The following is an 18,634-nucleotide window of genomic DNA, read 5'->3' as shown; positions in this document are numbered from 1 at the left end:
CGAGGGTGCGGCCGCTCGGGCGGGCCGGCCTCCTGGCCTCCGCCGCCGTGCTGTCGGCGGCCGTGGTGTTCCCCGCCGCGGCCGGCCCCGTGCTCGACCGGGTGAGGGCGTCGGGCGCGGTGTCCTGCGGCGCCGAGGAGCGGCCGGGCTTCGCCGAGGCCGGCGAGCCCGGAGCCGGCCCGAACAAAGCCTCCGCGCACGGCCTCGCGGTCGACCTGTGCCGCGCGGTCGCGGTCGCGGTGCTGGGGCCGGGGGGCAGGTCCACCTTCACGGTGATCGACTCGGTCGCGGACTTCGCCGCGGCCCGCGACGGCAGGCTCGACGTGCTGTTCCTGACGGGCGGCACGCTCGCGTCCGAGCGGCTCGCCGACCGCGTCGCCCTCGGGGCGCCGGCCTTCGTCGAGACCGAGTCCGTCATGGTGCCGGAAGCGTCGTCGGTGCGCTCCGTCGCCGACCTCGCGGGGGCGTCGGTCTGCTTCATGATCGGCACGGGGGCCCAGCGCGCGCTCGAAGGCGCGCTCGAGCGCGACCGCGTCGCCGTGAAGCGGCTCGGCTTCGGCGAGGACGTCGAGCTGCGCGACGCCTACAACGTCGGCCGCTGCACCGCCGTGGCGGGCGACGCCACCTTTCTCGCCGAGGTCCGGCAGGACGGCGGCGTGCACGGGCTGAAGAGCCGCCTCCTCGACGCCCCGCTGGCGCTCGACCCCGTCTACCTCGCGACCGGCATTGAGGACGGCCGCTGGACCGCCATGGCGGGTTGGGTGCTGCAGGCCCTGGTCCTGGGCTCCGCGCCGCGCTCCGGCTTCTCCGGCGCCGGGGCGGAACCGCTGGCGCGGGCCGCGGCGCCGCTCGGCTTCCCCGACGGATGGTACGGGCACGTCGTCGCGGCGACCGGCACCTACACCGAGCTTTGGGCCAGGAACCTCGGCGACGGTTCCGACCTGAAGCTGCCCCCAGGGCCGAACCAGCCCTGGCCGGCGGGCGTGATGGTGGTGCCGGCGTCGCCTTGACGGCACCGCCCCGCTTGACCGCCCCCCGGCGCCCGCCCCATCACTGAGGCGGTGCGGAGGAGCGGTGCCCGGATGGACGCGAGCCTGATCGGGATGGGCCTCTACACGCCGGGGGAGGCCGGGCTCCTCCTCGGGGTCGCGCCCGGCAAGATCGCGCGCTGGCTGCGCGGGCATGTCGCCAACGGCAAGCGTCACGAGCCGCTGTGGCGGCCGCAGATCGTTCTCGACGGCGACATCGGCCTCGGCTTCCGCGACCTGATGGAGGTCCGCGTGGCAGCGTCGTTCATCGCCCAGGGGCTCCCGCCCTTCCGCCTCCGCCAAGCCATCGTGCTCGCCCGCGACGCCGTCGGCGAGGACCATCCCCTGTCGACGCGGGCGTTCCGGACGGACGGACGCTCGATCTTCCTGCAGGTGGCGAAGCACGACGGCGAGGCCGCGCTGATCGACCTGTTCAGCCGGCAATACGCCTTCCGCGACGTGGTCGAGCGGAGCCTCCGGCACGTCGACCTCGACGACACGGGACGCCCCGCGCTCTGGTGGCCCCTCGGCCGGTCGCGGTGGGTGCTGGTGGATCCCGCACGGTCCTTCGGTCGACCGATCGAGGCCGAAACGTCCATCCCGGTCGACGCCCTGGTGCGGGCGGTCCGCGCCGAACGATCCGTCGAGGGCGCGGCCCGGGCCTGGAACGTGCCGCCGCGCGCCGTCGCACGGGCCCTGGCCTTCCAGGGCGTCATGGACGAGCGGAAGGCCGCTTGAACGTCGTCTTCGATCACGGCACGCCGCCGCGGCTCGCCGCGACCCTCGATGGGCACCTGTCGCCATCGGGCGGTCGAGCGGTCCACGTCGGGGACCTGCCGTGCGGGCGACACCCGTCCGACATCGCCTGGATCGAGCACCTGCGCGGCACGGGCCTGGCCTGGACGCTCGTCACGGGGGATCTCCGCTTGCAGCGCGTCCCCATCCGACGTTTCGCGTTCCGGCAGGCCGGCCTGGGGGGCATCCTCTTGGCGGGTGCCTTCCAGGCCCTCGAGGTCGACGCGCAGGCGTCGCTGCTGCTGCGGCGGTGGCCGGACGTCGAAGCCCTCGTCGGGCCGGCGGCTCCGCCCTTCCTGTTCGAGCTCCCGGGCGGGCGTTCGAGCCCGCTGCGCGCCCTGTCGCTCTGACGGCATGACCCGGCATCGGCGCCGGCGTCACCCCTTCTCCGCCTTGATCCAGGCTTTCTCGCAGATGCGGCCGTTGTCCATGTCGAAGCCGGAATGGGGCGTGTGGCCGCCGACCTTCCGGTTGTGGGCGTCGAGCCAGTCGCGGAAGCAGGGGATCAGCGTGCCGCTGTCCGCCGTCAGCATGGCCTGCATGTCCCAGATGTATTGGCGGCGCCTGCCGTCGTCGACCTCGGCCTGGGCGAGGGCGAGCAGCCGGTCGAAGCTCGGGCTGTTCCAGCGGGACTCGTTCCAGGGCGCGCCGCTCTGGTAGGCGACGTCCAGCGTTTGGGTGGCCGACGGGCGACCGCCCCAGTAGCTGACCACGAAGGGGCCCTTCAGCCACACGTTGGAGAAGTATCCGTCGGCGGGCTCCTGTTTCACCGCGATCGGGATGTCGCATCGCGCGGCCGAGCCCTGCATCAGCGCCGCCATCTCGGTGGAGCCGCCGAACACGCCGTCCGACGTCTGCAGCACGATCTTCGGGTCCGCGATGCCGGCCTTCCTGAAATGGAAGCGGGCCCTGTCGGGATCGTACCGGAGCTGGTCGAGCTGTCCGTTCCAATAGGGGTCGCTGCGCGGGATCGGGTTGTCGTTGCCGAGGGAACCGTAGCCCGAGAACAGCACCTTGATCATCTGCTCGCGGTCGACCGCGTATTTCATCGCCCGGCGGAGATCGAGGTCGTCGTAGGGTGGCCGGTCGCCGTTCATCGCCATCACGGGATACCAGCCGCCCGCAGCGCGGACGATCTCCAGCGTCGGGCTCTTCTCGATGCGGGTGACCGTCTTGGTGTCGGCGCGGTTGATGGCGTCGACCTGGCCCGTGATCAGCGCGTTCATGCGCGCGCTGGTGTCGTTGATGACCGTGATCTCGACGGCGTCGAGGTGGCCGCGATCCGGCTTCCAGTAGGGGCCTTCCTTCTTCAGCGCCACCCGCACGCCGGGCTCGAAGGCGTCGAGCGCGAAGGCGCCGGTGCCGTCCGGCCGCGCCCAATCGGTGAAGCCGAACGGCACCATCTTGAGGTGGTAGTCGGTGAGGACGAGGGGGAAGTCGGCGTTGCCCGACGCCAGCGTCACCCGCACCGTGGAACGGTCGATCCGCCTCACCTCGGTGACGGGCTTCATCAGCCCGGCCGCGCCCGAGTTCGACGCGCCGCGATGCAGGTTCAACGAATACACGGCGTCGTCGGCGTCGAACTCCTTGCCGGACCGGAAGTGCACGCCCTTGCGGAGCGTCAGGATCCACACCCTGGCCCCGTCGCTCGATTCCCAGCCGCTCGCCAGCTCGGGGACGGCGCGGTTGTCCGCGCTATTCTCGACGAGGTTGTTGTAGACCGCGAAGCCCGCGTCGATCATCACCGAATCGTCCCAGGCCCGGGGGTCGAAGCTGTCGGTGGTGGAGCCGCCGGCCAGCCCGAGCCTCAGCGTGCCCCCGCCCACCGGCTCGGCTTGGGCGGCCGCGGGGCAGGGGAGCAGCCCGGGCAGGGCCGCGCCGGCGCCGAGCGCCAAGCCGCGGCCCAGGACCTCGCGCCGCGACGGGCGCGCCGCGGCGGGCCGGCGGGCGGGGGAAACCGGATCGTCCATGAGCTGTCCTTTCCCGGCTGCCCGCCGCCCCCTGACGCAAGTCCCGCGCCGCCCGGCGCGGATCGGATGAACGCGGGCCGGGCTCGCCCGCAGGGCGGCGCGCCGCCCCGTCCGGAACGGAAAAGGGCGCCGCGCACGATGCGCGACGCCCCCGTTCCGCTTCGACGTCGAAGGGTCGGTCAAACGTCGAGCATGAGCCGGGTCGGGTCTTCCAGGGCGTCCTTGACGCGGACCAGGAAGGTCACGGCTTCGCGGCCGTCGACGATGCGGTGGTCGTAGGACAGGGCGAGGTACATCATCGGGCGCACCTCCACCTTGCCGCCGACCACGATCGGCCGATCCTGGATCTTGTGCATGCCGAGGATGCCCGACTGCGGGGCGTTGAGGATCGGCGTCGACATCAGCGAACCGTAGATGCCGCCGTTGGTGATGGTGAACGTGCCGCCCTGCATGTCCTCCATCTTGAGCTGGCCGTCGCGCGCCTTCTTGCCGTAGCCCGCGATGGTCTTCTCGATGTCGGACAGGCTGAGCTCGTCGGCGTTCCGCACCACCGGCACGACGAGGCCCTTCTCGGTGCCGACCGCGATGCCGATGTGGTAGAAGTTCTTGTAGACGAGGTCGGTGCCGTCGATCTCGGCGTTGATGGCCGGCAGCTCCTTCAGCGCGCCCACGACGGCCTTCACGAACAGGCCCATGAAGCCGAGCTTGGCGCCGTGCTTCTTCTCGAAGACGTCCTTGTACTTGGCCCGAAGCGCCATCACGCCCGACATGTCCACCTCGTTGAAGGTGGTCAGCATGGCGGCGGTGTTCTGCGCATCCTTCAAGCGGCGCGCGATGGTTTGGCGCAGCTTGGTCATGCGCACGCGCTCCTCGCGCGCGGCATCCGCCTGCGGCGGGGCTTGGCGAGGCGCCGCGGCCGGGGTGGGCGCGGGGGCCTGGCGGGGCGCCGCGGGGGCGGGCGCCGCGGCCGAGGCGGCGATCACGTCGCCCTTCAGCACCTGGCCACGCTTGCCCGAGCCGTCCACGGAGGCGAGGTCGACGCCGCGCTCGGCCGCCATCTTGGCCGCCGAAGGGGCGGGAGGCATGGAGGTCGGGCCCGGCTTCGCGGCGCCGTTCGAGGCGGGGGCGGGTGCCGCCGCGGCGGGCGCGGCGCCGCTCCCGCTGGCCGAGATCTGGCCCAGCACGGCGCCGGGGGTGACGGTGGCGCCGGCCTCGACGCCGATGGCGGCGAGCACGCCGGCCGTGGGGGCGTTGACTTCCAGCGTCACCTTGTCGGTTTCGAGCTCGCACAGCGGCTCGTCGGCCTTCACGGCGTCGCCCGGCTTCTTGAACCACTTGGCGACCGTGGCTTCGCTGACGGACTCGCCCAGCGTCGGGACCTTGATGTCGGTGCCGCCTCGGCCGGCCTCGGACGGGGCCCCGCCGGCGGAGGCCGGAGCCGGATCGGAGTGGTTGCCGTAGCCGGCGCCGGTCTCGATGCCCTGGACCGCCGAGGCCGCGGGACCCGGCTTGGCGGCTTCTGCCTTGGGCTGCTCTGCCTTGGCCTGCTCGGCCTTGGGGGCCGGCTTGGCGGCGGGCGCCGCGCCGGCGGCCGAGATCTGCCCCAGGATGGCGCCGGGCGTCACGGTTTCGCCGTCCTTGACGGTGATCTCGCTCAGCACGCCGCCCGCGGGGGCGTTGACTTCCAGGGTGACCTTGTCGGTCTCGAGCTCGCACACGGGCTCGTCGGCCTTGACGGTGTCGCCCGCCTTCTTGAACCAGCGGCCGATCGTGGCCTCGCTGACCGATTCGCCGAGGGTGGGAACGCGAATCTCAGTCGCCATTGAAGCATTGCCCCGATTGTGCGGCGCCGTGGCGCCTCTTGATCTCGTGGAACGGCCGCGCTCCCGGCGGGGCGCGGCCTGTGATCCTGTCTCGCCCGCGGACTATCAGCCCGCGAAGGCGTCGTCCATGAAGGCCTTGAGCTGGGCGAGGTGCTTCGACATCAGGCCGGTCGCGGTGGCGGCGGCGGCCGGGCGGCCGGCGTAGCGCGGGCGCTTCCGCTCCATCTTGGCCTGGTCCATGACCCATTCGAGGTAGGGGTCGACGAAGTTCCAGGATCCCATGTTCTTGGGCTCCTCCTGGCACCACACGACCTCGGCGTTGCGGAACCGCGACAGCTCGCCCACCAGCGTCTTCAGCGGGAAGGGATAGAGCTGCTCGACGCGCAGCAGGTACACGTCGTCGATGCCGCGCTTCTCGCGCTCCTCGAAGAGGTCGTAATACACCTTGCCGGTGCAGAGCACGACGCGCCGGACCTTGGCGTCCTCGACGAGCTTCGGGCCGCCCGCCAAGCGCTCGGCATCGTCGCGCAGCACGCGATGGAAGGTCGAGCCCGCCGCCATCTCGTCCAGCGTCGACACGGCGCGCTTGTGGCGCAGCAGCGACTTCGGCGTCATCAGGATCAGCGGCTTGCGGATGTCGCGCTTCAGCTGCCGGCGCAGGATGTGGAAGTAGTTGGCCGGCGTCGTGCAGTTCGCCACCTGCATGTTGTCCTCGGCGCACATCTGCAGGAAGCGCTCCAGGCGGGCGGAGCTGTGCTCCGGGCCCTGTCCCTCGTAGCCGTGCGGCAGCAGGCAGACGAGGCCCGACAGGCGCAGCCACTTGCGCTCGCCGGCCGACACGAACTGGTCGAACACCACCTGGGCGCCGTTGGCGAAGTCGCCGAACTGCGCTTCCCACATCGTCAGGGCGTTCGGCTCGGACAGCGAGTAGCCGTATTCGAAGCCCAGCACCGCCACTTCCGAGAGCATCGAGTTGATGACCTCGTAGTTGGCCTGGCCGTCGCGGATGTTGTTCAGCGGGACGTAGCGGGCCTCGGTTTCCTGGTCGATCAGCACGGAATGGCGCTGCGTGAAGGTGCCGCGCTCCGAGTCCTGGCCGGACAGGCGCACCGGCTTGCCCTCGTCGAGCAGCGAGCCGAAGGCCAGCGCTTCGCCGGTGGCCCAGTCGAGCCCTTCGCCGGTCTCGATCATCTTGCGGCGGTTGTCGAGGAAGCGGCCGATGGTCCTGTGGACCTGGAAGCCTTCCGGCACCGCCGTGATGCGCTCGCCGATCTCCTTCAGCTTCGCCATCTCGACGCCGGTGCGGCCGCGGAGCTCGTCCTCCTGGGTGCCGGCGGGCTTCAGGTGCGACCAGCGGCCGTCGAGCCAGTCCGCCTTGTTGGGCTTGTAGGAGGCGCCGGCCTCGAACTCGGCATCGAGCTTGGCCCGGAACTCGGCCTTCTGCGCTTCGACCTCCTCGGCCGTGACGGTGCCCTCGGCGACGAGCTTCTCGGCGTAGAGTTCCAGCGTCGAGCGGTGGCCGCGGATGGTCTTGTACATCAGGGGCTGGGTGAAGCCCGGCTCGTCGCCCTCGTTGTGGCCGAAGCGGCGATAACAGAACATGTCGATGACGACGGGCTTGTGGAAGCGCTGGCGGAACTCCACCGCGACCTTGGCGGCGAAGGTCACGGCCTCGGGGTCGTCGCCGTTGACGTGGAAGATCGGCGCCTCGATCATCTTCGCCACGTCGGACGGGTAGGGCGAGGAGCGCGAATAGCGCGGGTAGGTGGTGAAGCCGATCTGGTTGTTGATGATGAAGTGGATCGAGCCGCCCGTCTTGTGGCCCTTCAGGCCCGACAGGCCGAAGCATTCCGCGATCACGCCCTGGCCCGCGAAGGCGGCGTCGCCATGCAGCAGCAGCGGCATGACCTTCTCGCGCTCGACCTGGTCGTTGAGCTGGTCCTGCTTGGCCCGCACCTTGCCGAGCACCACGGGGTCGACGATCTCGAGGTGCGACGGGTTCGCGGTCAGCGACAGGTGGACCTTGTTGCCGTCGAACTCGCGGTCCGACGAGGCGCCGAGGTGGTACTTGACGTCGCCCGAGCCCTCGACCTCCTGCGGCGAGGCCGAGCCGCCCTTGAACTCGTTGAAGATGGCGCGGTGCGGCTTGCCCATCACCTGGCTGAGCACGTTGAGGCGCCCGCGATGCGCCATGCCGAGCACGATCTCCTGCACGCCGAGGGCGCCGCCGCGCTTGATGATCTGTTCCAGCGCCGGGATCATGGCTTCGCCGCCGTCGAGGCCGAAGCGCTTGGTGCCGGTGTAGCGCACGTCGAGGAACTTCTCGAAGCCTTCCGCCTCGACGAGCTTCTGCAGGATGGCGCGCTTGCCTTCGCGCGTGAAGGAGATGGACTTGTCCGGCCCCTCGATGCGGAGCTGCATCCAGGCCTTCTCGTCCGGATCCGAGACGTGCATGAACTCGAAGCCGATGGTCGAGCAATAGGTGCGGCGCAGGATGTCGAGCATCTCGCGCACCGTCGCGGTCTCGAGGCCGAGCACGTTGTCGATGAAGATGGGCCGGTCGTAGTCGGCCGCCGTGAAGCCGTAGGCTTCGGGGGTGATCTCCTCCTTCTCGCGCTCGGGCTCGAGGCCCAGCGGGTCGAGGTTGGCGTGGAGGTGGCCGCGCATGCGGAAGGCGCGGATCATCATCAGGGCGCGCAGGCTGTCGCGCGTGGCGCGGCGCAGGTCCTCGTCCGAGATGGCGGCGGGCTGCGGCGCCGCGGCGGGCTTGGTCTCGACGGGGGCGGGCTTTGCGTCCGGCGCCTTGGCTTCCGCGCGGGCCTTGATCTTGTTGGCCAGGATGGGCTCGGCCGCGCCCCAGTTGCCGTCGAGCACGGCGGTCATCTCGCCGTTGGCGAGCGGGGGCCAGTTCGGCCGCTTCCAGGACGCGCCCTCCACGCTCTTCGCCGCATCCGCGCCGCGGTCGTCGAGCCCGTCGAAGAACCTGCGCCATTCGGGGTCGACGCTGCCGGGGTCGGTCTCGTACCGGGCCTGGAGCTGTTCGAGGTAGCTGGCATTGGCGCCAGACAGGAAGCTCGATCCGAGGAGGGCTTCGTCGTCCCGCTGTGACATGAGGTTGGCATCCTTGGGTGGCGGCCGGCGGCGGCCCCCGATGGTCGCGTCAGCTGTCGCGCTGTTGCATCTGATATGGGCGCGGGCTGGCGCTTTTGGTAGCATCCTGCCCGCGCCCGGTCCCGTTCAGCCCTTCAAGACGTCCACGAGGGTTTTTCCGAGGCGGGCCGGCGAGGGCGACACGCGGATGCCCGCGGCCTCCATGGCGGCGATCTTGCTCTCTGCGTCGCCTTTGCCGCCCGAGATGATGGCGCCGGCGTGGCCCATGCGGCGGCCGGGGGGGGCGGTGCGGCCCGCGATGAAGCCGACCATCGGCTTCTTGCGGCCGCGCTTGGCCTCGTCGGCCAGGAACTGCGCCGCTTCCTCCTCGGCCGAGCCGCCGATCTCGCCGATCATGATGATCGACTCGGTCTTGGGGTCGGCGAGGAACAGCTCCAGCACGTCGATGAACTCGGTGCCCTTGACGGGGTCGCCGCCGATGCCGACCGCGGTGGTCTGCCCCAGGCCCTCGACGGTGGTCTGGAACACCGCCTCGTAGGTGAGGGTGCCCGAGCGCGACACGACGCCCACCGAGCCCGGCTTGAAGATGGAGCCCGGCATGATGCCGATCTTGCACTCGCCCGCCGTCATCACGCCCGGGCAGTTCGGCCCGATGAGGCGGGACTTCGAGCCCGACAGCGCGCGCTTGACCTTGATCATGTCGGCCACCGGGATGCCCTCGGTGATGCAGACGATGAGCGGGATCTCGGCCGCCACGGCTTCCAGGATCGCGTCGGCGGCGCCCGGCGGCGGCACGTAGATCACGGAGGCGTCGGCGCCGGTGGCGGCCTTGCATTCCGCCACCGTGTCGAAGACCGGCAGGCCGATGTGGGTCTGGCCGCCCTTGCCGGGCGAGGTGCCGCCGACGACCTGCGTGCCGCAATAGGCCAGGGCCTGCTCGGAATGGAAGGTGCCGTTCTTGCCGGTGAAGCCCTGGCAGAGGACCTTGGTGTTCTTGTCGATCAGGACGGACATGGGGTGGACTCCGGCAGGCCGAGCCTGCCTCGATGCGGGACAGGCAGGCGGAGCCTGCCTGAAGGCGGGACGGGCAGGCGGTGCCTGCCCCGATGCGGTACGGGCAGGCCGGGCCTGCCCGATGCGGGACGGCGCCGGGCCCGTCTGGGCCGCGGCGCCGCGCGGGGGATGGTCGGGAGCGTCAGGCCTTGCCGCGCGCGTCGCGCACCGCGGTGACGATCTTCTGGGCGGCATCGTCGAGGTCGTCGGCGGCGATGACGTTGAGCCCCGACCTGGCGATGATGTCCTTGCCGAGCTGCACGTTGGTGCCTTCGAGCCGCACCACCAGCGGCACCTGCAGGCCGACGTCCTTCACGGCCGCGATCACGCCTTCCGCGATGACGTCGCAGCGCATGATGCCGCCGAAGATGTTGACCAGGATGCCCTTCACGTTCTCGTCGGCGGTGATGATCTTGAAGGCCGCCGTCACCTTCTCCTTCGTGGCGCCACCGCCGACGTCGAGGAAGTTCGCCGGCGCTTCGCCGTAGAGCTTGATGATGTCCATCGTCGCCATGGCGAGGCCGGCGCCGTTCACCATGCAGCCGATCGTGCCGTCGAGCGTGATGTAGTTGAGGTCGTGCTTCGAGGCCTCGATCTCCTTGGCGTCCTCTTCCGCCTCGTCGCGCAGCGCCGCCACGTCCGGGTGGCGGTACATGGCGTTGCCGTCGAAGCTCATCTTGGCGTCGAGGGCCTTCAGCTGACCGTCCTTGGTGACGATGAGCGGGTTGATCTCGAGCAGGTCCATGTCCTTCGCCACGAAGGCGGCGTAGAGCTGGGTCAGCAGCTTGGCCATGCCCTTGGCGAGGTCGCCCTTGAGGTTCAGCGCATCCGCGGCGGCGCGGCCGTGGTGGGGCATCACGCCCGTGGCGGGGTCGACCGAGATCGTGTGGATGCGCTCCGGCGTGTCGTGCGCCACGGTCTCGATGTCCATGCCGCCTTCCGTCGACACCACGAAGGACACGCGCGAGGTGGCGCGGTCGACCAGGGCGGACAGGTACAGCTCGCGGTCGATGGCGGCGCCGTCCTCGATGTAGAGGCGGCCCACGGTGCGGCCGGCGGCGCCGGTCTGCAGCGTCACCAGCGTGGCGCCGAGCATCTCCTTCGAAAACTGCTCGACCTCGTCGATCGACTTGGCGAGGCGGACGCCGCCCTTGTCGCCGGCCGTGGCTTCCTTGAACTTGCCCTTGCCGCGCCCGCCGGCGTGGATCTGGCTCTTCACCACCCACACGGGGCCGCCGAGCTCCTCGGCCGCCTTGCGGGCCTCGGAGGCCGCCATGATCGGCACCCCGCGCGACACCGGCACCCCGAACTCCTTCAGGATCGCCTTGGCCTGGTATTCATGCACGTTCATGGGGGATGTCCTGGCGTCGTTCGTTGTCGGTCTGAAGGGCGGCGCCGGTCGGGCCGCCCGCCGGGCTTGGCCCGGCGGGGGAATGGGCGCCGCCCTGAATCGCTTCGCCTCGGATCACTTGGCGAAGGCGGGGTTCACCGTCTTGCAGGCCTCGATGAGGGTCTTCACCGAGTCCACGGACTTGGCGAACATGGTGCGCTCGTCCTTCGACATCTCGATCTCGAGGATGCGCTCCACGCCCTTCTCGCCGATCACCACCGGCACGCCGACGTACATGTCCTTCACGTCGTATTCGCCGTCGAGGTAGGCGGCGCAGGGCAGCACGCGCTTCTTGTCGCGCAGGTAGGATTCCGCCATGGCGATGGCCGAGGACGCCGGGGCGTAGAAGGCCGAGCCGGTCTTCAGCAGGTTGACGATCTCGCCGCCGCCCTTGCGGGTGCGCTCCACGATGGCGTCGAGCTTCTCGTGGGTGGTCCAGCCCATCTTGATGAGGTCGGGCAGCGGGATGCCGGCCACGGTCGAGTAGCGGATCAGCGGCACCATGTCGTCGCCGTGGCCGCCGAGCACGAAGGCGGTGACGTCCTCGACCGACACGTCGAACTCTTCCGCGAGGAAGTAGCGGAAGCGGGCGGAATCGAGCACGCCCGCCATGCCGACGACCTTGCCGTGCGGCAGGCCGGACGCCTTCTGCAGGGCCCACACCATGGCGTCGAGCGGGTTGGTGATGCAGATGACGAAGGCGTCGGGGCAATTGTCGCGGATGCCGGCGCCGACCGTCTCCATCACCTTCAGGTTGATGCCGATGAGGTCGTCGCGGCTCATGCCGGGCTTGCGCGGCACGCCCGCGGTGACGATCACCACGTCGGCGCCGGCGATGCCGGTGAAGTCGTTGGCGCCCGCCATGCGCGCGTCGAAGCCTTCCACCGGGGAAGCCTCGGCGATGTCGAGAGACTTGCCCTGGGGGACGCCCTCGACGATGTCGAACAGCACGATGTCGCCGAGCTCCTTCAGGCCGGCCAGCAGCGCCAGGGTGCCGCCGATCTGTCCGGCCCCGACCAATGCGATCTTCTTGCGTGCCATGCGAAACGTTCCTGTCGGGCGCAGGCAACCCGGTCCCGCGCCGTCCGGATAAAGGTGAACTCAGGGTCGGGCGTGTGTTTCCCCCGAATCGCCCTGCGTTGCAAGCGTGCGACGGATGCGTGCATGCCTGAATTGTGATCGGATCCGGCGCGCGGCGCGGGACTTGCGTTCCCGCCCGAGCCGATGCACCCCCGCGGTCCCGACCCGCTCCCTGCCGCCCCAGCCCGAGGATGCCCGCCTTGCTGTTCCCCTTCCCGATCGCGGTCTGCGACGTCGGCGGCACGAACTGCCGGATCTCCGTGCAGGACGGCCCCGCCGAGCCGCTGCGGCCGCTGACCCACCTCCTCGTCGGCGATTACCCGGGCCTCGGCGAGGCCGTCGCGGCCACGGTGGAGCGGCACGGCATCCGGCTCGGCTCGGTGATCGCCTGCGGGGCGGGGCCGGTCGAGGGGCGTCGCTTGAAGCTCACCAACGCGCCCTGGGTGCTCGACGGCCCCGAGATCGCGGCGCGGCTCGGCCTCGGCGGCGGGCTGCTCCTCAACGACTTCGAGGCGCAGGCGCTGTCGCTGCCGGCGCTGAAGCCCGACTGGGTGAAGGTGATCGGGCCGGACCTCCGGCCCGAGGGCGCCACGCAGGTGATCCTCGGCCCCGGCACCGGGCTCGGCGTCGCGGCGCTGCTCGAAGCGGACGGCCGCTTCGTGCCGCTGTCGAGCGAGGGCGGCCACATGGGCTTCGGCCCCGAAACCGACGAGGACTTCGCGCTCTGGCCGTTGCTCGAGAAGGTGCAGGGCCGCGTCACCGGGGAATCCGTGCTGGCGGGCGCGGGGCTGGAGCGGCTGCACCGGGCGCGGCTGGCGGTGCGGGGCGCGCCCTCGTCGCCGGGCGTCACCGCCGCCGACATCACCGGCACGGCGCTGGAGGCGCCGGACGGGCCCGAGGGCGACACGGTGCGCCATTATTGGCGCCTCGTCGCCCGCTTCGCCGGCGACATCGCCCTGACGCTCAAGGCCACGGGCGGCGTCACGCTGGCGGGCGGCATCCTGCCCCGCATCGTCGACCTGCTCGACCCGGCCGCGTTCCGTGTCGCCTTCGAAAGAAAGGCGCCCGTGGCGGGGCTCGCCTGCCGCATCCCGACGCGGCTCATCGTGCAGTCCGATTCCGTGCTGGGCGGCATGGCGGCGCTGGCGACGGACCCGGACCGCTTCGCGCTGGATTACGCGGCGCGAGGGTGGACAGGCTAGCGAAGCCAAGCCGGCGATGCCTGCGGATCCATCGAAAAGGACAGGCCGGGGGCCACGGCCGCGAGCTGGGCCGGGGACATGACGCTCCCGCGGTCCGGCTGCGGGCGAGACGTCCTCGTTGCCAGGGCGGCCCTGGCCTGCCGCGCTCACGCGTCGCCCAGGATGGGGGACGGCCGCACGGCGGACCTCGGCGTCCCATCGGAAAACCCCGGCGCGCGGCGCATCGACGAGCGGCTCGGCTCTGCCCCGCGCCACGACGGGCCGCGCCACGCCACGGCGCGGTCTCGTGGCCCGGATCGAGGCTGATCGGGTGGAACCATGCAGAAGACCTTCATCGCGCGGCGCGAGGAGCGGCCCGGCGACGCCTGGCTCGCCGAGTTCGCGGCCGGCCGCGCCGAAGCGGAGCGCTGGTACCGCGACCACGGACGCGGGCCGCCGCCCTCCGCGGCGGTTTGCCGGGCCGCGCTCGGGCGGCACATGCCGGAACTGCTGCCGCACTACGACCGAGCCTGCTCCATGCTCGGCGACGACGAGGGCGCGCACCGCATCGTCAGCCATTGGCGCCCGCCGGCGGCCCCGCACGGCTGCACCCACGCGCTCTGGCTCGGGGCGGGCGGCCCGGCGATGGTGCGCAGCTACGATTATCCGCTCGACCTCGTGTCGCCCGGCATCGTTTCGAGCGCCTGGATGGGGCGCGAGGTCATCGCCAAGGCGCAGCGGCCCTGGGGCGGCGTCACGGACGGCCTGAACGCCGACGGGCTTGCCGTCAGCGTCGCGCTCGGCGGCAGGGTCGCCGTCGGCGAAGGCTTCGCCATCATCCTGATGGCCCGCTACGTCCTCGAAACCTGCCGCACCGTGGACGAGGCCGCCGCGGCGCTCGCCCGCATCCCGGTCGCGGCGTCGCACAACGTGGTGCTGCTCGACCGTTCGGGCGACCACGCCACGGTGTATCTCGGGCCGGACCGCGCTCCCGCCGTCGTGCGCGACCTCGCCTGCGCCAACCAGCAGGAGCGGCGGGGATCGGCCAGTTCCGAGGCGCGCCTCGCGGCGGCGCGGCACGCGCTGGACGAGCCCGGCATGACGCTGCCCCGCCTCGTCGAGCGCTTCCTCCAGCCGCCGCTCCATTCGCGCCGCGCCGCCTTCCCGACCGTCTACACCGCCGTGTACCGGCCGGCCGAGGGACGGGTCGACTACGTGTGGCCCGGCAAGGTGTGGTCACAGGCCTTCGGCGCCTTCGCGCCCGGCGCGTATGTCCACGATTACGGGGAGCTCACCCCATGACGGGCAGGCCGGCGTCCCACACCTCGCGCCACGGCACGCCGACGGCTTCGAGCGGGGTGAGCCCACGCCGCGCGAGATAGCGCCCGACGACGTGATGGCCCATGGGGTAGACCGCCTTGTGGACTTCGGCGGGAAGGCCGCTCGGATCGTAGATCCAGGCCCACGCCGCCCTCGGGTCGCCGACGATGGGAGCGATCCTGTCCAGCAGGGGGGCGACCTGCTCGGCCGTGATACCCCTGACGATGGACGGATCGGGATAGCCGAGAAAGGTCTGGCACTGGGTCGCCAAACCTTCCAGCACGATGACGTCGCCGGCGCAGAGATCGGCGAACCTGCGGGGCACGCCGTGCCGCATCCGCAGGATGTGGTGGAGTTCGTGGACCGTGACCGAAGCGGCGTTGACCCGCGTCCCCACCCGAAGCGCCGGGCTCGCCTCGTCGACGCGGATCTCGCAGGCGTCAGGACCATAGGCGCGGCCGCCCATCCCAGTTTCGGCATCCACGCCCTCGGCGAGGAGCACGACGATGCCGGCGTCCTCGACGTCGAGATGCTGCCGCAAGGCCGCGAGGGCGTCGTCGATGCCGGCCCGGATCTCGGCCTCCAGCGGCGGCGGCAGAAGCCTCGCGGCGTTGAAGACGGCGACCTCGACCGTCATGGCGCCGACCCGACTCTGTCCATCTCCGACGACCCGCCGAACAGGTCCTCGATCCTCAGGTCCAGCCCCGGCGGGTCGAGGCGGAGCGCGCCGCCGTGGAGGATGCGCGTCGCGATCTCGTCGCCGCGGCGGGCGTGGTGGACCAGGACGCGGCGCTCCGCATCGATGATGAGATAATGGTGGACGGTCGGCACCGTGAAATAGCCGAGCAGCTTTTCGTGGTGATCGCGGCGCCCCGTGCTGGGCGACAGCACCTCGACCACGATGACGGGTGCGACGATCGCGAGGGCGTCGTGTGGCGGCTCGGCGCCGCAGAACACCAGGGCGTCGGGCTCGTACAGCGTCGCCGCATCGATCCGCACCGCCGCGCCGTCCGGAAGCGCCTGGCATGGAAGCCGCGCCGCCGCGAGCGCCGCATCCAGGGCGTTGAACGCCGCCGTCTTCGCGCGGACGTGTCCCATGCGCTCGGGCGCCATGGCGACGGGGTGCCCGTTCTCCAGCTCGTAGCGGCCCGGCTGCTCCAAGGCCCAGGCCAGGAACGCGTCGACCGTCATCGGAGCGGAGGTGGTATCTGCCATGGCCGAAACGTAACAGCCGCGGTCGACGGGAAGCAAGGTTCACCGCCCGGGCGGCAGCCCCCGCTTGATGCGGTCGATGGCGCGGTGGAGCGCGCCGAGGAACTCCGAGCGATCCCGCGGGCCGAAGGGGCGCGGCCCGCCCGTCACCTCGCCGGAGCCGCGCAACCCGTCCATCAGGTCGCGCGTCGCCAGCGCCATGCCAATCGTGGCGGCGGTGAAGCTCTTGCCGTTCGGCGCCAGCACGGCGGCGCCGCGCTTCACGCAGCGGTCGGCCAGAGGGATGTCTGCCGTCACCACCACGTCGCGGGCCGTGGCGCGCTCGGCGATCCAGTCGTCGGCGACGTCCGGGCCGGCCGGCACCACCACGCGCTCGATGAAGGCGTCCCGCGGGACCATCATGGGGCTGTTCGACACCACGAAGACGCGGGCGCCATGCCGCTCGGCGACGCGGTACACCTCCGCCTTCACCGGGCAGGCGTCGGCGTCGACGTAGACCGCCACGGGCCGCCGTGAGCCGTCGTCATCATAAGAAATCAATGGCTTAACCCCGCCCCTTTCCGCCGCGAACCGCCACCCCTACCTGTCCAGATGGTAGCCCCGCGGTAGCCCGGAGAGATAGGTATGGCCGTGAAGTTGACCGTGCAAGCGGTGAAGAATGCCGAGGTGAAGGAGAAGCGGTACATCGTCTGGGACATCACGACGAAAGGCTTCGGCCTCCGCGTGAACGTCGACGGATCCAAGACGTACCTTCTCAAATACGCCTTCGAGGGGCACCAGACGTGGCACACGATCGGCAAGCACGGCTCCCCCTGGACCCCTGAGAACGCGCGCAAGGAAGCGCTTGACGTGCTCGGCCTTGTCCGGAGTGGGATTGATCCGCAAAAGGCCGAACGGGATCGGAAGGCGGCGGGAACGACGGTCGCCGAACTCTGCGATCTCTACGTTTCCGCGATGCGTGCCGGTCAGATCCTGACCAAGTTCGACACACCGAAGAAGGTCAGCACGCTCACCACGGACGAAGGCCGCATCCTGCGCCACATCAAGCCACTCCTCGGCAAGAGGCTTGTACTGGACGTCCGAGCCAAGGATGTCGAAGACCTCCTCCACGCGGTGGCGGCTGGGAAGACGGCGGTCGACGAGAAGACGGGCAAGCACGGCCGTGCGATCGTCAAGGGTGGTCGTGGCACCGCCACCCGCACCGTCGGCCTGCTCGGCGGCATCTTCACCTTCGCGGTGAAGAAGGGATTGCGGCCCGACAATCCGGTGAAGGGCATCCAGCGCTTCAAAGACGGGAGGAACACTCGATATCTGTCCGGGCCGGAGCTACAGCGCCTCGGGGAAATTCTCGACGCCGACGAGACAGCCTGGAATGAGTTCGCCTCGGCGCAGAAGGAGTGGATCGCCACCGGACACGAAGGCCCGTCCCCTCGGCCTCCGAAGGGTGCTGCGAGCCCGATGGCGACGGGAGCGGTCCGCCTCCTCCTCTTCACCGGAGCGCGGAGGTCGGAGGTGCTCCGGCTCAAGTGGGAGCACGTCGACCTAAAGCACGGCTACCTCCGACTCGCGGACAGCAAGACCGGCGCCAAAGACATCCCCCTCGGCACGCCTGCCGTCGACCTTCTCGATGCAATGCCCAAGCTGAACGGCAATCCGTACGTCTTCCCAAGCACGCGAGGCGATGGACCTTATGTTGGGCTGCCCAAAGCGTGGGAAGGCCTCCGTGCCAGGGCCGGTCTGCCCGGCGTGCGTATCCATGACCTCCGGCACTCGTTCGCGAGCGTGGGCGCGTCGACCGGCAGCAGCCTGCTCATGATCGGCGCCCTCCTTGGCCACAAGGATCCGAAGACGACCCAACGCTACGCCCACGTCGCCCACGACCCGGCCAAAGCGGCTGCTGACAACGTAGCTCAGGCAATGGCCGCCGCGATGAAAAAATCCGGATCTTCGACAAGTAGTTAAGAGATATTTTCGAGTAGATACGGCCGCTCTGGCCCATGGAGTCGGCAAATTCGTCAGAAATACATCTTCGTTGTTGCCAGCCGGACCGAAGTCGTCATACGATACATGGGTCCGGGGGATTTCAAGCCGCGTACCCGGTGAGCGCTCTTCCGGCCTTCGTCACGCTCTCGTTGGGATGGGACGTGGCGGCTCGGGGGTCGGGGAGGACCGATCCCGTTCGGCACGCCCTGCACGAAGCCTGGAGGGGCCTCGCGCGGGGCGTGCCACCGCCGGAAGAGCGCTCCTTCGACAGATGAATCAGCCCCGACCTTGGACGATTGCGGCAAACGACGCCGAAAACGAAGGCGGAGCCGTCCTCGGGGATATAGCCGCTTTCAGGCGATCGGAGCCGGTGACGTCGCGGGCGGAAATTACCGAGCCGGGCTTCCATATTTTTTTGGATCGGCGCCGGATTTTCTCGCGCCCTCCACGGCCGAGGGAACGACGTCCATGAAGGGCGCGATGGCGTCACCGTCCCCGGATCCGCCGCTGCCCGGTCCGAGGCCGAGCTGGTGCTCCGTCACTCTTGTGGCGGAGTCAGCGGAGGACACCTTACCCACAGATCGAAGGCGGGGTCGTGGGACTCGAGTCCATCCCTGCCCGGATCCCCGCAGGCATCCCGTGGCCCTCGACGAAGCCGAGGACGTCGTCCAACAGTCAGGTGAGGCGA

At 70.5% G+C, this 18,634-nt stretch carries 15 protein-coding genes; 6 read left to right on the top strand and 9 right to left on the bottom strand.

What is annotated here, in order from left to right; translation table 11 throughout:
* Positions 1 to 5 precede the first annotated feature (5 nt).
* From D3273_RS17640 to D3273_RS17630, 3 genes are all read left to right on the top strand, one after another.
* Positions 6 to 1,010, top strand: coding sequence for a type 2 periplasmic-binding domain-containing protein (locus D3273_RS17640; RefSeq protein ID WP_165359547.1), 1,005 nt, complete (start codon positions 6 to 8; stop codon positions 1,008 to 1,010).
* Positions 1,011 to 1,082: 72 nt separating this feature from the next.
* Complete coding sequence (locus D3273_RS17635) at positions 1,083 to 1,766, top strand: hypothetical protein (RefSeq protein WP_245501247.1); 684 nt, start codon at positions 1,083 to 1,085, stop codon at positions 1,764 to 1,766.
* A complete protein-coding gene (locus tag D3273_RS17630) occupies positions 1,763 to 2,173 on the top strand; it encodes a PIN-like domain-containing protein (protein WP_129228207.1) in 411 nt (136 codons plus the stop codon). The genes D3273_RS17635 and D3273_RS17630 overlap by 4 nt, the downstream gene beginning before the upstream one ends.
* A gap of 27 nt (positions 2,174 to 2,200) precedes the next feature.
* On the opposite strand, the gene D3273_RS17625 is transcribed toward D3273_RS17630, so the two are convergent.
* The 6 genes from D3273_RS17625 to mdh all read right to left on the bottom strand — a co-directional run bounded on the left by D3273_RS17625 (position 2,201) and on the right by mdh (position 12,211).
* Positions 2,201 to 3,793: an ABC transporter substrate-binding protein gene (locus D3273_RS17625; protein WP_129228206.1), complete on the bottom strand. Its 1,593-nt coding sequence runs from the start codon at positions 3,791 to 3,793 to the stop codon at positions 2,201 to 2,203.
* A gap of 179 nt (positions 3,794 to 3,972) precedes the next feature.
* A complete protein-coding gene (gene odhB, locus D3273_RS17620; protein WP_129228205.1) occupies positions 3,973 to 5,616 on the bottom strand; it encodes a 2-oxoglutarate dehydrogenase complex dihydrolipoyllysine-residue succinyltransferase in 1,644 nt (547 codons plus the stop codon).
* 105 nt (positions 5,617 to 5,721) lie between these two features.
* Positions 5,722 to 8,727, bottom strand: coding sequence for a 2-oxoglutarate dehydrogenase E1 component (locus D3273_RS17615; RefSeq protein WP_129228204.1), 3,006 nt, complete (start codon positions 8,725 to 8,727; stop codon positions 5,722 to 5,724).
* 126 nt (positions 8,728 to 8,853) lie between these two features.
* On the bottom strand, positions 8,854 to 9,741 hold the full coding sequence (sucD, locus tag D3273_RS17610) for a succinate--CoA ligase subunit alpha (RefSeq protein WP_129228203.1): 888 nt from the start codon (positions 9,739 to 9,741) through the stop codon (positions 8,854 to 8,856).
* Positions 9,742 to 9,922: 181 nt separating this feature from the next.
* Entirely contained in the window at positions 9,923 to 11,131 is a 1,209-nt protein-coding gene (gene sucC / locus D3273_RS17605) for an ADP-forming succinate--CoA ligase subunit beta (protein WP_129228202.1), read from the bottom strand.
* Between the two features lie 114 nt (positions 11,132 to 11,245).
* Entirely contained in the window at positions 11,246 to 12,211 is a 966-nt protein-coding gene (mdh, locus tag D3273_RS17600; protein WP_129228201.1) for a malate dehydrogenase, read from the bottom strand.
* 239 nt (positions 12,212 to 12,450) lie between these two features.
* Here mdh and D3273_RS17595 point away from each other — a divergent pair, with 239 nt between their 5' ends.
* Positions 12,451 to 13,452 (top strand): glucokinase, encoded by a 1,002-nt coding sequence (locus D3273_RS17595; protein WP_165359546.1) that lies wholly within the window; start codon positions 12,451 to 12,453, stop codon positions 13,450 to 13,452.
* Between the two features lie 318 nt (positions 13,453 to 13,770).
* Positions 13,771 to 14,733 carry a C45 family autoproteolytic acyltransferase/hydrolase gene (locus D3273_RS17590; protein WP_129228199.1) on the top strand — a complete coding sequence of 321 codons (963 nt, stop codon included), beginning with the start codon at positions 13,771 to 13,773 and terminating at the stop codon, positions 14,731 to 14,733.
* Here D3273_RS17590 and D3273_RS17585 read toward each other — a convergent pair.
* Genes D3273_RS17585 through D3273_RS17575 form a run of 3 tightly spaced genes read right to left on the bottom strand, consistent with a single transcriptional unit; the run spans position 14,723 to position 16,467 of the window.
* A complete protein-coding gene (locus D3273_RS17585; protein ID WP_129228198.1) occupies positions 14,723 to 15,388 on the bottom strand; it encodes a DUF2268 domain-containing putative Zn-dependent protease in 666 nt (221 codons plus the stop codon). The two genes, D3273_RS17590 and D3273_RS17585, sit on opposite strands and share 11 nt — an antisense overlap.
* Positions 15,385 to 15,966 carry a Uma2 family endonuclease gene (locus D3273_RS17580; protein ID WP_245501246.1) on the bottom strand — a complete coding sequence of 194 codons (582 nt, stop codon included), beginning with the start codon at positions 15,964 to 15,966 and terminating at the stop codon, positions 15,385 to 15,387. The genes D3273_RS17585 and D3273_RS17580 overlap by 4 nt, the downstream gene beginning before the upstream one ends.
* Positions 15,967 to 16,005: 39 nt before the next feature.
* The gene (locus D3273_RS17575; protein WP_245501245.1) at positions 16,006 to 16,467 is read right to left on the bottom strand and encodes a YaiI/YqxD family protein; all 462 of its coding nucleotides are present in this window, start codon (positions 16,465 to 16,467) and stop codon (positions 16,006 to 16,008) included.
* 120 nt (positions 16,468 to 16,587) lie between these two features.
* Between D3273_RS17575 and D3273_RS17570 the strand changes: the two genes are divergently transcribed.
* Positions 16,588 to 17,925, top strand: coding sequence for a tyrosine-type recombinase/integrase (locus tag D3273_RS17570; RefSeq protein ID WP_129228197.1), 1,338 nt, complete (start codon positions 16,588 to 16,590; stop codon positions 17,923 to 17,925).
* The last annotated feature ends 709 nt before the right edge of the window (positions 17,926 to 18,634 follow it).

The sequence above is a fragment of the Lichenibacterium minor genome, from assembly GCF_004137685.1.
GTDB classification, from domain to species: domain Bacteria; phylum Pseudomonadota; class Alphaproteobacteria; order Rhizobiales; family Beijerinckiaceae; genus Lichenihabitans; species Lichenihabitans minor.
Note: the sequence above shows the minus strand (reverse complement) of the source record. Positions and strands in the feature narration are given on the sequence as shown.

Coding starts and splice junctions, on each gene's coding strand:
- odhB (WP_129228205.1), bottom strand. CDS start 5,616: ATGGCGACTGAGATTCGCGTTCCCACCCTCGGCGAATCGGTCAGCGAG.
- D3273_RS17590 (WP_129228199.1), top strand. CDS start 13,771: ATGCAGAAGACCTTCATCGCGCGGCGCGAGGAGCGGCCCGGCGACGCC.
- D3273_RS17580 (WP_245501246.1), bottom strand. CDS start 15,966: ATGGCAGATACCACCTCCGCTCCGATGACGGTCGACGCGTTCCTGGCC.
- mdh (WP_129228201.1), bottom strand. CDS start 12,211: ATGGCACGCAAGAAGATCGCATTGGTCGGGGCCGGACAGATCGGCGGC.
- D3273_RS17615 (WP_129228204.1), bottom strand. CDS start 8,727: ATGTCACAGCGGGACGACGAAGCCCTCCTCGGATCGAGCTTCCTGTCT.
- sucD (WP_129228203.1), bottom strand. CDS start 9,741: ATGTCCGTCCTGATCGACAAGAACACCAAGGTCCTCTGCCAGGGCTTC.
- sucC (WP_129228202.1), bottom strand. CDS start 11,131: ATGAACGTGCATGAATACCAGGCCAAGGCGATCCTGAAGGAGTTCGGG.
- D3273_RS17570 (WP_129228197.1), top strand. CDS start 16,588: ATGGCCGTGAAGTTGACCGTGCAAGCGGTGAAGAATGCCGAGGTGAAG.
- D3273_RS17625 (WP_129228206.1), bottom strand. CDS start 3,793: ATGGACGATCCGGTTTCCCCCGCCCGCCGGCCCGCCGCGGCGCGCCCG.
- D3273_RS17635 (WP_245501247.1), top strand. CDS start 1,083: ATGGACGCGAGCCTGATCGGGATGGGCCTCTACACGCCGGGGGAGGCC.
- D3273_RS17585 (WP_129228198.1), bottom strand. CDS start 15,388: ATGACGGTCGAGGTCGCCGTCTTCAACGCCGCGAGGCTTCTGCCGCCG.